Genomic DNA, 14650 nt, shown 5'->3' on the forward strand with positions numbered 1-14650 from the left:
TTATGAAGAAAATCTCTACACTTTTGTGCCTGCTTAGCTTGTACTCAACAAGTTTACTTCAAGCGCAATCACAACGATTGGTGCTTATTGAAGAATTTACAAATGCAAGTTGTGGTCCTTGCGCATCGCAAAATCCAACTTTTAATACCTTGATTGGTGCGAACACTGTGAAGGTTGTTTCAATTAAATATCAAACTAATTTTCCGGGATATGATCCAATGAACGTACAAACTGCGGCAGAGGTTCTAACGCGTCAGAATTATTACTATAATTTAAATGGGGTGCCATATGGAGTAATTGATGGTGATACGGCATCTACACCATTAAATGGATATTATGTTGGAGCTCCGCACAACATTACACAAACTACTGTAAATACAAAGTATGCGATTGCATCACCTTATGATGTAATATTAACACATAGCTTTTCCTCTGACTACGATTCCATTTTCATTACCATGAACATTACCAATTCCATGGCTGTTAGTGGTGCGAATAAGGCAAGAATTGCTTTAGTAGAAAAGAAAATTACATTTGCCACCGCACCCGGAACCAATGGTGAAAAAGATTTTCATTTTGTAATGCGAAAAATGTATCCTACCGCATCTGGAACACTTGTAACGGCAAATGCTTTAGGTCAAACACAAACTATTACCATTGCTGCTGCAATTCCTTCTTACATGTATGATTTTAACCAATTGGCGGTAGTTGGATTTATTCAAGATGATATTTCTCAAAACATTCGTCAAGCCGCATTTAGTGATGTGCAACCACTTGCTGACATGGTTGGAATAAAATCAATTTCCGGTTTACAAACCGTGCAATGCGATAGCAGTTATACACCAGTTATCACACTTAAAAACTTAGGAACTACACAATTAACCAGCTGTAGCATTGATTATAAGTTTGATGCAAATCCATTTACTTCCATTCCGGTAAGTTGTAATATAGCACCGGGTTTAACACAAGTTATTTCATTGGCGCCTATCAGCACAACAAGCGGAGCGCACGACTTAGTAATAAAAGCAACTGATCCCAATAACATCAACTACAAATCGTCCTACTTATTTAATACCGTTTCCAAAAAATCAATTGTTATTTCTAATTTTAATGCAATACCCAAAGTTGAAGGCTTTGAGGGAGCAGCATTTCCTGGTGCTGAGTGGTATATTGATAATCCGGATAACGGACCAACGTGGACAAGAAAAGCAGGTGTTGGAGGAATGGGAGGAAGCAGTGCATGTGCCAAAATGGATATTTTTTCTTCCGCAAACGTAAATGGTCAAATTGATGATTTTTATGCTCCAGCATTAGATTTAACAAATGCTGTTTCGCCGGTAAATTTAGATTTTAATGTCGCTGCTGCACAAAAAACAGCCACATCAGCGCAAAAATTAGAAGTGCGCTTATCTTATAATTGTGGACTTAGTTGGACTCCTTTATACTCAAAAACAGGTGCAACACTTGCCACAGCACCCATAAATGCAAATGCATTTACACCTACAGCAAGTCAGTGGCGTACAGAGAGCATCGATTTAGACCCTTATATTGGTCAAGCCAATGTAATTGTTGCATTCCGTGCTACTAAAAATGGCGGAAACAATATTTATATTGATGATGTGAACTTTTATGATGGAACTTTAAAAGTGAAGAATGTTTCAAAATCCAACGCTGTATTTAATGTGTATCAAATTTCTGAAAACTACTTAAACATAAAATTAAATTTAGATCAAGCGGAAGAAATAAGATTTGAAGTATTTGACATACTAGGTAAAAGAGTTTACAGCGAGAACAAAGGAAAACTTCCAGCAGGAAATCAAAGTTTTGCATACAATGTTAACAGCTTATCGGCCGGCATTTATGTGGTTAAATTAACTGCAGGATCAAAAGTATTTAATCAAAAAGTAAATCTTACAAAATAATTTAGAACAAAAAATAAATCAGTTCCGTTGAATTCGGAGCTGATTTATTTTTTTAACCCAATACAACATGCAAAAATTCATTCTTATTTTACTGGGACTTGGTTTAAATTTTATTTCAGCAGAAGCGCAAAATAAACAGCACATAGCTTCTGCAGATGTAAAGAAATTGGATGGAAGCTCTTTTAACACTTCTCAATTAAGCAATGACGGAAAACCTATGTTGGTGGATTTTTGGGCTACTTGGTGCGGCCCGTGCAAAGCAGAGTTGAATGCGATAGCCGAAGAATATGCTGAATGGCAAAAAGAAACCGGAGTTAAGCTGGTAGCGGTATCCATTGATGATGCACGTAATATGGAAAAAGTTGGACCTTATGTAAATGGAAAAAACTGGGAATATGAAGTTTTGCTCGATCCTAATGGCGATTTTAAGAGAGCTATGAATGTTAACAATGTTCCCCATATTTTTTTAGTGAATGGCAAGGGAGAAATTGTTTGGCAGCAAAATTCTTCGGCTCCGGGCGATGAAGATAAAATTTTTGAATTGGTAAAAAAGGTAGCAAAAGGGGAAGAAATAAAATAATCTCACACTATTTTAACGTGAATAAAATCCAATTAAAAGCAGCCCTACTTTATGTGAGCTGCTTTTTTTATTTAAGCAGTATTGGCCAACCCAATTTAGGCGAAATACATGGGAATTTTCAAACGGACGTACAATACTACAATAAGGATACACTGATTGGTGCACCAATAGTTCCGGAAAAAGTACTGATGAACGGTTTTGCAAATTTGAATTTCACTCGTGAAAATTTTTCATGCGGGGTACGCTACGAAAGTTATTTGAATGCTTTGCAGGGTTTTGATACGCGATACAAAGGGAATGGCTTTGGATTTCGTTATGCAACTTACACAAAGGATAATTTAACGGTTACAGCCGGAAATTTTTATGACCAGTTTGGAAGCGGATTAATTTTTAGAAGCTATGAAGAACGTACACTTGGAGTGGACAATGCGATGGACGGTTTACGTTTAAAATATAGACCCATTTCAGGACTTTATCTAAAGGGTTTTATTGCCAAGCAACGCTTCTTCTTTGGGCAAGGGGAAGGAATTGTGCGTGGAGCAGATGCTGAAATTAATGTGAATGAATTATCAGAGCAACTTGCCAATGCCAAACTTAAAGTGCAAGTTGGTGGTAGTTTTGTGAGCAAGTATCAGCAAGATAAAGACATTGTATACAAATTACCTGAGAACGTGGCTTCTGGCGGTGGGCGTCTAAAAGTTGCTTACGGAAAATTCAGTTTTAGCGGGGAATATGTGCAAAAAATAAATGACCCTTCCACGATGAATAATTTCATTTACAAAGAAGGAAGTGCCGTCTTACTTGGGCTTGCTTATTCGCAAAAAGGATTAGGTATTAATTTAGGAGCCAAGCGCATTGACAACATGAGTTTTCGTAGTGACCGCGGGGCGATTGGGAACAATTTAATGATTAATTATTTACCTGCACTCACCAAACAGCAAAGCTATAATTTAGCTGCGAGTATTTATCCGTATGCATCGCAACCAAATGGTGAAATGGCCTATCAAGCAGAAGTAATTTACACCCTAAAAAAAGACAGTTGGTTAGGTGGGAAATATGGAACTACAGTAAATGTAAATTATTCGGAAGTGCATGACATTGACAAACAAATACCAAACGATTCTACTTCCTTGCTTGAGCCGCATACTATGGGTTATAAAAGTGAATTCTTAAAAGTAGGTGAAACCGTTTTCTTTAAAGATTTTAATGTGGAGATAACCCGTAAACTCTCGAAGAAATGGAAGACCGTTTTCTTTTATGCCAATCAAGTATACAACATAGAAGTGGTGCAGGGTCATCCCGGTGAACCCACTATTTACAGCAATTTGGCAGCCGCTGATATCACTTATAAAATAAATTCAACAAATGCCATTCGCATAGAAGTGGAAGGATTATTTACCAAACAAGATATTGGAAGTTGGGCAGCAGCGTTGTTAGAATATACCGTGGCGCCACATTGGTCGGTTGCGGTATTAGATCAGTACAATTATGGAAATCCTGAATCAGAAAAGCAGATTCATTATTATACCGGAAATATTACTTATACCCAAAATGCCAATCGTTTTTCAATTGCTTATGGACGCCAGCGTGCGGGCCTTTTATGTGTGGGCGGAGTGTGTAGGATAGTGCCGGCATCCAATGGATTAACCCTGAGTGTAAGCAGTAGTTTTTAATTTCGACCTTAGTTTTATCATGAAAAAAATAATTCCATTTCTCGCACTAATTTTTGCACTTTTTCTTATGAGTTGCGATAAGGTTGAAGGGCCTTATACAGAAGTATCCACAGGAAGCACAGGAACTCGAAAAATTCTAATTGAAGATTTTACCGGACACCTTTGTCCCAATTGCCCGCGTGCTGCCGAAGCAATAAAATCCTTGCAATTGGTGCGTCCCGGAAGGGTTATTGCGATTGGAGAACATGTAACTTCTATTTTTGCTTCCCCGGGTTCAGGGATTTATAACATTGATTTTAGAACTCCGATTGGCAACTCTAACGACAGTTTGTTTCATGTAAGTGATTTGGGATTGCCGAGCGGAATGGTAAACAGAATTAGTAGAAATGGAGCACGAAGAATTGAATACTCTAAATGGAGTGAATATGCCGACTCGTTATTAAACCTGCCTGCTGAAGCGACTATCACTATTGAAAATACCTATACTTCTACAAATCGAATTGTTATCACCACGGTAAAATGTGAATTTTTAAAAGACTTCAACAGCACTTATAAATTGGCAGTTTATTTAATTGAAGACAGTATTTTACATGCTCAAAAAGACAATCAATTGCCCTCTCCTGCTAACGATTCGGATTATGTGCATCAGCATGTTTTGCGCGGTGCATTTAACGGTGCCTTTGGTGAAATATTAACTTCAGCAGTAGTTAGCCCCGGTACCAACTTTACCAAAACTTATGCACGTGCCTTAGGGGCAAGTTGGAAAGAAAAACATTGTGCTGTGGTTGCTTTTATTTATGATGATAGCACCAAAGAAATCTTACAAGCAGAGGAAAAAGAAGTGATATATTAAATCTCACGTTCCTTATGAATAATTGCATTTAATTTCACTACTTTATTGTGTTTTAACAGCACAAATAGTTGAGCTATTTCAAAATAGAAACCTCACCTTAAATTAATCTGACTTTCTAAAATCAAGATTGTAGTTGAGAACGAGTTGAAGGTAATTTTTTGAGATGGCGCCTACCGTTTGCACCAAATAACCGCATTGTACATTGGCATTCTTATTAAATTGAAATCCTGCTGAAGCAAATAAGCGGTTACGATCGAAAGGATTTTTGTTCAAGTTCAAAAAAACCTCATCGTAAAAACTCAAGAAGAATACATTTTTTGCTATCACTTTATTTGTAAGCGGAACGGTGGTTCGAAATAAATATCGGATTCTGTTTTTGTAGCTTACTTCTTCATTCGCCTTAATCCAACGTTGTTCGACACGGTATCTGTGCTCAAAAAGCAACCTACCTTGATTCGATTTTAAAGTTATTTGTTCCCAACTTCGGTTTTCACTAAGAATTCTTTCATTGTTGAAATGCGATTCGTTTTTAAAAGTTCCAATATGGGCAAGCCCTGCGGTGATAATGAGGTTTGCATCGAAATGATAATTAAGTCCAACTCGAAAAAGCGATTGCTCAGTGTTGGGTAATAAGTCAAAGCTCCGATACTGGAGCTCGTTATGTAGACTCCAATTTTTATGCAGACGTGTTTGATTCACAAAAATCGTCCAATTACCAGGCTCCCCTGCAGTGGAGGAATGCGAAATAAAGAACAGGAGTAATAGTGGGGCACAGAATATTCCCAAAAAATTGTTTTTCAAAACTTGAAATTTTACGCTAATGATCCATATTGAATTTGTCAAAGTACTTATGAAGAGCGAAATGCAATGGGATGATATGCCTTTTGATGCTGCCCCAAAAAGATGCGTGCATAAATTCGTAAGGCAGCAATTTCCATCACTAAAAAGCTAAGCGAGGTAAAAATAATTATGATCTCTTCGTGCTTGTGAATGTGACTAAACAGAATATCAATGCCAATAAACGTAGGAGTAAAGGGCAAGCCAATAAAACCCAAACAGGCCAATAAAAATACAAAAGCCACTTTGGGATGTTCATACACATGTCCATGAAATTTATTTAACCTAATATCTCCTTCCTGCCTTTGAATTCTTTGAAGGCATAAAAATCCAACTAAAGCCGAGATAATGGAACCGCTCAGGTAGATGAAAATATGATTTTGACCAAAATTTTCATTCAGCATGCTAATAGCTATGGTAATAAATAATTGTCCGGAAACAGCGAAAACCCAAGCACGAATGGCATTCCCCGATTCAACGAATGCTCTAATAATAATAATCAAACCTAAAAATGAATAAAAATGGGGCAAATAGGAGAATATGTTTTCGGGTAAACTATTTTGAAAAGCTGCACAATATAAACCAATAAGAAAAAACAATAAAATCAATACACTAAAAACTTTGCTATTGAGTTTGACCAATGATTTTCCTGCAATTTTAAAGGGATTCCACATAAATCGCTGCATATTGAAATCTAAGTTCCACTCCTTTATTGAGAGTAAATAAATTGAATTTCTTATTCGTGATAAGCTAGTTTTAGAGGAATTTGTTGCACTTGGTACAAAGCTAAATAACATGTCGTGTATGCGATAGCTCATCACCGAAGGTGAAACGAGTAGCTGATAGGTTTTAAAGCACGCATTGCCAACAAAATGTAACAATGCAAGTGTGTGCAGACCCAATGCAATTTCACAAAAAATTAATCCGATTTGGGCAATTGATGCATAGGCAATTTGTGTTTTTACCGTAGCTTGAACTTTAGCTATTGCGCTTGCGACCAAGCTTGTTGATAGTCCAATGGTTACAATAACAACCTTTATTGCAAATAAACTTTCCCAGTATGGATAGGTGCGAAGTAATAAAAAAACACCTAAGTGCACGGAGAGCGCACCATAAAAAATAGCGCTTGAAGTAGTAGGTCCTTCCATGGCACGAGGCAGCCAGGAGGAAAAAGGCAACTGAGCAGATTTTGCCGTTGCTGCCAATACAATCATACCGGCAATAAACACAGCATACCAATTGTGTTCGGCAAGGTGTTGAAGTACCAAATTGGTATCATTTAGTTGATTAAATGTAATGTTTTGATGCCATAAGTGATGGCTCATCCACATGGCTAAAATGAGGCAAATATCGCCGAATCGATACACAGAAATAACCTTCAAACTATTTCTCACCGGCAAGTATCGGTCGCGGTAAAAAGCGATTAACAGAAAGGAGCACATGCCCAAAATTTCCCACCCAATAAACAGCGTTTCAAAATTGCCGGCAAATACAACAAAGTTATAACTCATAAAAAACAGCAGTAAAATGCTGAAGAAGCGCTTAAACCCTTCATCTCGATGCAAATAGTAACGACTAAACAGGCTTACAATAAAAGTAAGGATTGCCCCCATCACGGAAAAAACGGCAGAAGTTTTATCAAAATAAAAATCGATAAAAATCTCAATGTTCTCGGTTTGAAAGAGCACTATATGCTTAATATCAAGTGTTGGGCGTGCTTGCTGCAACCAATAAAAAATAAAACCAATATTTCCTAACATACAAATCCCTGTAATAAGAAGGGCTGTAAACGAAATCCAACTCTCTCTCTTTCGAGGTAGCAGCGTACTGATAAGAAATCCGATGAAAGGAATCCAAATAAAAAGTTGTAAGAGTTGAGACATGCTATTTTTCGTTTAGAAGAAATACCGGTAAATTTTCGAGTGTTGCATCAGCAATATAATTTGTTTCCATTTCCTTTGCTGAATCAATGAGGGTATTGAAATTATTCACGGTTGGTGTGTTTTGGGCTAAGGGTGAATAGCTTGTGAAAGCCCCTTCCTTGAAATAGTAAAATTGACGCGTTTCTGGATGTATTGCTACCAAGTGTACCCATTCATTAATAAACCATTCGTACATTTCGGGTACGGATTGAATGGTAGAAAGCACAACTTCCGGAAAATGTTCCACCACAATCATTAAACGAACGGGGTCGTGCACTTCTATCATTTGAAGTGGAAGTCCTGGTCTTAAATCTCCATCGCAACTGTTGGCCACACCAATTAATCCAATCACATTGTGGGGCAATTTTGTTCCAGCACCAAGCTTGTAGTTATCGACTCTCGAAAAATAATATTCTAAATTAATTCCACCACACACCGGTCCTAGCGGTTTCATCACACCGCACAGTATTTTTCCATCCAAATCAGAACGATAATCATAGGAGTTTAGAAAAGCCCTGCGGTCTAAAAACAAGCCCTTTGTAAGCGCCCTGCCTCCAACAATACACAAAGTGTTAGTGCCGTGTCCCAATTCAGGTCTGGGTTCAAACATAGATACAGAGCGGTCTTTAATAGCCTTTCGAACTGATTTGAGATCTTTTTTGGTAGCTATAGAAGCAAACCTTCGTGATCTTTCCTTTGCATTAAGGTCAAGTGCTTTTTCGAAAATGGTGGTATTGTTGATGTGAAGCACTGCATTTTTTTCGGTGAGTGATTTTTCTGAATAAAATTGAATTTCGTCGGCAGCAGTATCATGCAGTGCTCCCACAAACTGAGTTTTATCAGGAATAAATATTCCTTTGTTTTGAAGTATTTCGCGTACCTTAGGGTGGTTGGCCATAAAAGCAAACACTTTCGCATTAACCGATCCGGGTCTACCACTGCAGGCACCACAATCGTGTGCTCCGTGGTGTGGATTATTTGCACTGCTTGAGCCATGTGCAACGACATAAATGATTGGTGAAAAATTTTTAATTAGTCCAATACTTCGAAGAAAGCCTTCTACTCGCAACGCCATTTCATCGATTGTAAATCCTATTTGGAGTCCATTCTCGGTATCGGAGCTATGCTTGTTTTCGATACTGAGTTCTGAATGTTTGTCCATGTGAGCAAATGCGTTGGATATAGCCGGGCTCATTTTGGGTCGGAAGAGTGTTAGCACCAATTTAATGGCCGACAAGAAACCAAATGCAAATGCGCTTACGAAACCGGGAAATAGAGCAAGCGATTTAGGTGTATAAATGAATTCATGTTTACGTTCGGTTTTTGCATCAAACTCTTTTATCAAGTATTTTGGTGTAACCGGCGCGGGACATAATTTTTCGTAAAACTTTCCACCTTGTGGTTGAAAATAAAATTCTACGCCAAAAAATCCGGGAGAACCAAGTGTTTCACAATTAACATCCACTTTCTCGAGATGACGGCGAATCGAGCATTCTCTTTCATCGATGCAAAAAATGGCTTGAAAACTTTTCTTTTCAAGTTCATTTTGCTCTCTAGAAAGATTTGACATGCCAGCTAAAACTTCATCATAATACGACCATTCAAAAGCATTTTGCCAAATAGAAAGTACTTCATTTAATTCAGATTGAAGAGCCGGAGCGAGCACATTTTTGGGTTCAACATAAATTGTATCCAAGAGTGCAGTCCATTTATTTCCGAGCTGCGCTTCCAGGGCATCTATTTCGAGTAATGATTCAAAAAAGATAAGGTCGTGTAGCGAAATAATGCGGGAATCCAATAAAGTGTGTGGCTGAGTTTCAATAGTTGCCACCATTCCCGACCAACCCCTGTGACCAAATTGCTGATCAAAAACATACTGTTCAAAATGAGATGCTCTACCCACCAACAACTGCAACAAATCCGATAGTTGTAAATTTTCTTGAAAGAAAAGTTGCCGCGCTTTATTGGTTTTAAAAATACTGCCAAATGAGTTTCGCTCAAGTTGTCGCAATGCTTCTAAAAAGCCCTTTTCGGTAGCAGGAAACTTCCAGGTTGATATACCTTGATCTAAATAACTGCTGAGGATTCGGAAAAGAAGTGGTTGTACTAATGAATCCAAATCGACTTTGTATATCGTCTTCCAGTACATTCGCAACTGGCCAATTGCCGGGGTAATATGCTCCTCGTAAGATGCATGGAGCAATTTGTTTTTCCAATCCTGTAGTGATTCTGCGCCTTTCCAATTCGTAATTTGTTGTTCGAGCACCGACTCTTTAATTCGGCCAACTTGAAAGAGCTTTCTATAATCCTTAAGCTCAAGTGTTACCTGATATCCAAAGCTATTGGCTGCATTAAAAATTGCAGTATAAAATTTTTGCTTTTGAAATGCATGCAAGGAATTATGGTGAATAAAATCCTTTAAGGGAGTTTGGGTAGGCAAGTAATGCTTTAGTTCCTTAATCAGGTGATCAACCTGAAAAACAGCATTTAGATTACTCTGCTGCTCCGATGCATGCGAAGTTACTGAATCCTTAATGGCAGGTTTAGTTAATACTTTCGAGTTGGTCATTTATACCAATTTATTAGGTAATATTTTTACTAATAGCTCATTTGCGCTCTTACATCCGCTTTATTGGAAATCATACTTTCTTCATAAAATTCTACTACACCACTTTCCAAATCATGTTTTGCCCCGATGATAGCCACTTCTCCCTTTTCGATCATTTGCTCAAGAATGTAGCTACGGTCCACAATTGTTTTTACTGAGCGCTTCACATTTATGGTAGAAACATTTTCAACAAAATCTTCGTTTGAGGAATTACGCATATCTTTATCTGTAGTAAGTGTTTCCTGGTACACAGCAGGTTGAATTTTAGCCAGCAATTCGGTTAAATTGCCCATCTCCACATGATCGCAAGCGCCTTTGATAGCGCCGCATTTGCTATGACCCATAACAACAATCAATTTGGATCCGGCAACCTTGCAAGCAAATTCGAGGCTTCCAATGATATCGGTATTCACAATATTACCGGCAATGCGAATAGAAAATATGTCGCCTAGGCCTTGATCGAAAATTAATTCTGCAGAAGTTCTACTATCGATACAACTAAGTATAACCGCGAATGGCCATTGACCTTGCCGGGTGTCATTTGCTTGTTGAAGTAAATTTCTGTTTACTTTTAAATTACTAATAAAGCGCAGGTTTCCTTCTTTTAAGATTTGTAGCGCATCGTGAGGTGTTATGTTACTTTGAGTTATTGAGGTGTGTGCTTTCATATCGAATATTTTCAAAATTATTTTGGTTCTAAAAAGTTAATTTTTTCAACACTTATGTTTTTTGATTTTGCATTGCTTTCGTAATCCTTAATGAGTTCAACAACATCATGAGCAATAGATTTTGATTTTGAACAATCAATAATAACCTTGGAGTTAAAAGGTATTTCATCCAACACTTTTATTACACTTGCTTTATTAAAAAAAGACACTTCTTCTGCTAAAACAAGGTGATGTACTTCTTGCCCTTTTTCATTAGTAGTGATGTCTTTCATGTGATGTGAATTACGATAGCTATGGCGAAGTGTATAAAATATGCCCACCAATATTCCTACTGTTATTCCTTTTAGCAAGTCGGTAGCAAGTATGGCGATAACGGTTGCAGTAAAAGGCACAAATTGTTCCCATCCCAAATTATACATTTGCTTAAATAGCGAAGGTTTTGCCAGTTTATAGCCCACCATTAAAAGTATTGCCGCCAAGCTGGCCAAGGGCACTAGATTTAAAACCGATGCAATTGTAATGGCACTAATTAAAAGAAAAACGCCGTGTAAAATAGCTGACATTTTTGTTTTCGCACCAAAAGAAATGTTTGCTGAACTACGCACAATTACTTGTGTTACGGGCAAACCACCAATTAATCCTGAAACAATATTTCCAAGACCTTGCGCCTTGAGTTCACGGTTTGTTGGAGTAACACGTTTTTCGGGGTCCAGTTTATCGGCTGCTTCAACACTTAACAAGGTTTCGAGGCTACCAACAACAGCAAGGATGATTGCAATTTTATAGATTTCTACATTTGACAGGGCCGAAAAATCGGGAAAAGTAAACTGACTAAAAAAGCCCGAAAAGGATTGCGGTACCGGCAGTCGAACCACCTGATCATCAGCCAAACTGAAGGGAAGTATGCCTTGGCGGAAAGAAATGTTAAACAGAATGCCTAGTACAACAACTACAATTGGTCCTTGAATTAATTGAAATATTTTATGTTTCTTGCTCAATACTTTTTCCCAAAGAATTAAAATTGCAAGTGATACTATTCCAATCAATACTGCACCAGGCGTAATAAACTCAATTGCTTTAAAAATTTCCGAAATTGTATTTTGTCCGTCGGCCTGAAAAAATTCATCATCACCAATAGCATCTTTGTCCCAACCCAAGGCATGCGGCAGTTGTTTTAGGATTATTAAAAGACCTATACCCGTGAGCATTCCTTTTATCACAGAGGATGGAAAAAAATAGGCTATGAAACCGGCTCGTGCATATCCCAAGCCAAGTTGAAGAATCCCGGATAATACTACCGCTGTTAAAAATGCAGTATAAGAGCCATTCAATGCTGAAATAGAGGTGAGCACAATCACAGCTAAACCTGCTGCAGGGCCACTAACACCAAGTGCGGAACCGCTAGCAAAGCCAACTACAATTCCTCCCACAATACCTGCTATAATACCCGAGAACAATGGAGCTCCAGAAGCAAGGGCAATTCCAAGGCATAGTGGAACAGCCACAAAAAACACTACAATACTGGCCGGTAAATCATTTTTAAAATACTTAAATGTAATACCACTGGAATTTTCGTTCATAGTCGACATATATAGATTAATGATTAAGAAATAAATGATGACCCTGTTCAGGATCTTACAAAAACTTTGGAATAAACAATGAGAAGCATCAAGGTTGAATTCCCTGATGGTAAAGATTACAGCAATTCTGGGGGTGAATAAATCACTTGGCTGTAATCAGAAGATGAAAAATTAATTCTGTTGTGAAATTGCTTTTGTGTTTGAGGGAGGGTGAAATAACTCAATTTAGAAAATGCGTAAAAATCATCGATGGCATTTTTCTTATCCGTCTTTTCATTCGATTTCTCTGATTCTGAATTTTTTTCTTCACAATCAAAATCCTTTACATCCAATAGTGCAATTGGATTTATTTTTTGATGCAACAATCGAATCGACTCAAAGCTGCTGGCAGCAGTAAAGAGCAGGAGGATAGAAATAAGTAATATTTTCTTAAAAAGCACCATAGGTTTGCAAATGTAAATTAGAATCCGATTAAAAAGCAGGTACGCAGTTATATTTAATGCTTTTTAACATTTAATAGTGGTACAAAAATTTTGTTCAGATTACCTGGCGGATATTATTAACGACCCTTGCTTGGGTCTTTTAAATCTAATTTTTCCGCAAAATGATCACAAAAATCGCGCATATCAGCAGCCATTTTATCTTCTTGGGTAGCACGTTCCAGCGTGTTTGCCATAGACACCAATGTTTGATGCATAAACACTTTCATTTCATCTACCATCATATCTTTAGTCCATAAATCGATACGCAGTGTGTTGCGTTCCTTTAAATCCCATACACTTAGCATTATTGATTTAGCTGCACTCTCTCCAGCAACGCCCGAATCAGTTGCTTCCCATGTAATGGTTTCAGGTAAATTATTTTCATCAAGAGTAATGTTGAATTTTATTTCAGATTTTTTCATGTTGAGTATTGAGATTATAGTATTGAGATATGAGTAATGGGCTTAACTAATAATTATTTTTTGGGTTTGTAATGTGATTCGTTCAGAATTTTTTGTGCATTTTTTTCCTGCATCAATTGTGGAATGGTTATAGCAGCATTATTTTGCATGTAAGCTGAAACAATTTTATAGCCAACCCACACACCCACTCTACCGGGCGATTCCTTTGGCATTCCGGCGGTAAAAGGAGCCGGATTTATATACTTTATATTTTCAGAAAAGCGTGTAGAATAGAGTAAATTTTTATCAATAAAATATTTCCAGATGGATGCCTCTGAGTTTTCAAGCCAACTTAATTGCTTGGCCGAAAATTCCATTTTAATGCTGTCAGGTTGAGTTGGCATAAAGTAATCAATTGTGTAAAGCAGCTTTCCCTGAAATATCATCTCACTTAAAAGATTATTGTGTGCGTCGTTGTTTTCAAATTCAGTTTGTAACCAAGAACGCATGGCATCGGTAACAATGTATTCCTTTCTCATGTATTCAATTTGGTATTGGGGCATTGCCATAAGTTTGTAGTAGTTGTAATTTTTCCCCAAATACATGTCGAGGCCAACTCCTAAAACACTATCCGTAACTGCCAAAGGATAATTAAATCCGGAAATAAAAGTGGAAATGTGCGGAATAAGTTTATCCGGAAAATAATACTTGTAGTGTTTTAACGCATCTTCGAATTGTTCACCCAATTTTTCGGTTGTGGCAAATTCCCTTTCAACATCTGCAAATACTGTTTGTATCGCTGCATCATTTAAAAAACTCGAAATATTTGTGGCATAATCCGCTCTTTTTGAACTGCCAATTTGAATAATGTTTTGATTAAAGCGTTCGAAAAATACACCATATTTTTTTTCAAGTATGGAAACTCTTTCAGGACTTACATCCGACTTCAAAGTTTGCAAATCCAGTTCAAAACGTGAAAATTGAAAATCAATTTTAACCTCCGAAACATCCACCTCCTTGCTGTTATGCGTACAGGCAGAAATGGTGAATAAAACAGTTAAAAACTTGCATGCATGTTTTAATGTCATTCTTTAAAATTGATTATTATTGTGTAATCAAAATAG

12 protein-coding genes are annotated in these 14650 nt (G+C 37.4%); 4 read left to right on the forward strand and 8 right to left on the reverse strand.

Annotated elements, in window-relative coordinates; all coding sequences use genetic code 11:
* Positions 1 to 2: 2 nt before the first annotated feature.
* The 4 genes from IPP32_00385 (at position 3) to IPP32_00400 (ending at position 5028) form a co-directional block, all read left to right on the forward strand.
* Positions 3 to 1922 carry a T9SS type A sorting domain-containing protein gene (locus IPP32_00385; protein ID MBL0046548.1) on the forward strand — a complete coding sequence of 640 codons (1920 nt, stop codon included), beginning with the start codon at positions 3 to 5 and terminating at the stop codon, positions 1920 to 1922.
* A 67-nt stretch (positions 1923 to 1989) separates the two neighbouring features.
* Positions 1990 to 2502: a TlpA family protein disulfide reductase gene (locus IPP32_00390; GenBank protein ID MBL0046549.1), complete on the forward strand. Its 513-nt coding sequence runs from the start codon at positions 1990 to 1992 to the stop codon at positions 2500 to 2502.
* 17 nt (positions 2503 to 2519) lie between these two features.
* A complete protein-coding gene (locus tag IPP32_00395; protein MBL0046550.1) occupies positions 2520 to 4175 on the forward strand; it encodes a hypothetical protein in 1656 nt (551 codons plus the stop codon).
* Between the two features lie 19 nt (positions 4176 to 4194).
* Complete coding sequence (locus IPP32_00400) at positions 4195 to 5028, forward strand: Omp28 family outer membrane lipoprotein (protein MBL0046551.1); 834 nt, start codon at positions 4195 to 4197, stop codon at positions 5026 to 5028.
* Between the two features lie 102 nt (positions 5029 to 5130).
* On the opposite strand, the gene IPP32_00405 is transcribed toward IPP32_00400, so the two are convergent.
* From IPP32_00405 to IPP32_00440, 8 genes are all read right to left on the reverse strand, one after another.
* Positions 5131 to 5829, reverse strand: a complete 699-nt coding sequence (locus IPP32_00405) for a DUF2490 domain-containing protein (GenBank protein ID MBL0046552.1) — start codon at positions 5827 to 5829, stop codon at positions 5131 to 5133.
* A 47-nt stretch (positions 5830 to 5876) separates the two neighbouring features.
* A complete protein-coding gene (locus IPP32_00410) occupies positions 5877 to 7748 on the reverse strand; it encodes a hypothetical protein (GenBank protein ID MBL0046553.1) in 1872 nt (623 codons plus the stop codon).
* Between the two features lies 1 nt (position 7749).
* Positions 7750 to 10356, reverse strand: coding sequence for a DUF2309 domain-containing protein (locus tag IPP32_00415; GenBank protein ID MBL0046554.1), 2607 nt, complete (start codon positions 10354 to 10356; stop codon positions 7750 to 7752).
* 29 nt (positions 10357 to 10385) lie between these two features.
* Positions 10386 to 11063 (reverse strand): carbonic anhydrase, encoded by a 678-nt coding sequence (locus tag IPP32_00420; GenBank protein MBL0046555.1) that lies wholly within the window; start codon positions 11061 to 11063, stop codon positions 10386 to 10388.
* A 17-nt stretch (positions 11064 to 11080) separates the two neighbouring features.
* Complete coding sequence (locus IPP32_00425; GenBank protein ID MBL0046556.1) at positions 11081 to 12652, reverse strand: SulP family inorganic anion transporter; 1572 nt, start codon at positions 12650 to 12652, stop codon at positions 11081 to 11083.
* A gap of 107 nt (positions 12653 to 12759) precedes the next feature.
* On the reverse strand, positions 12760 to 13086 hold the full coding sequence (locus IPP32_00430; protein MBL0046557.1) for a hypothetical protein: 327 nt from the start codon (positions 13084 to 13086) through the stop codon (positions 12760 to 12762).
* Between the two features lie 116 nt (positions 13087 to 13202).
* Positions 13203 to 13547: a gliding motility protein GldC gene (gldC, locus tag IPP32_00435; protein ID MBL0046558.1), complete on the reverse strand. Its 345-nt coding sequence runs from the start codon at positions 13545 to 13547 to the stop codon at positions 13203 to 13205.
* Positions 13548 to 13600: 53 nt separating this feature from the next.
* Positions 13601 to 14614: a hypothetical protein gene (locus IPP32_00440; GenBank protein ID MBL0046559.1), complete on the reverse strand. Its 1014-nt coding sequence runs from the start codon at positions 14612 to 14614 to the stop codon at positions 13601 to 13603.
* Between the last annotated feature and the right edge of the window lie 36 nt (positions 14615 to 14650).

The organism is Bacteroidota bacterium, assembly GCA_016721765.1.
Classification (GTDB): domain Bacteria; phylum Bacteroidota; class Bacteroidia; order UBA4408; family UBA4408; genus UBA4408.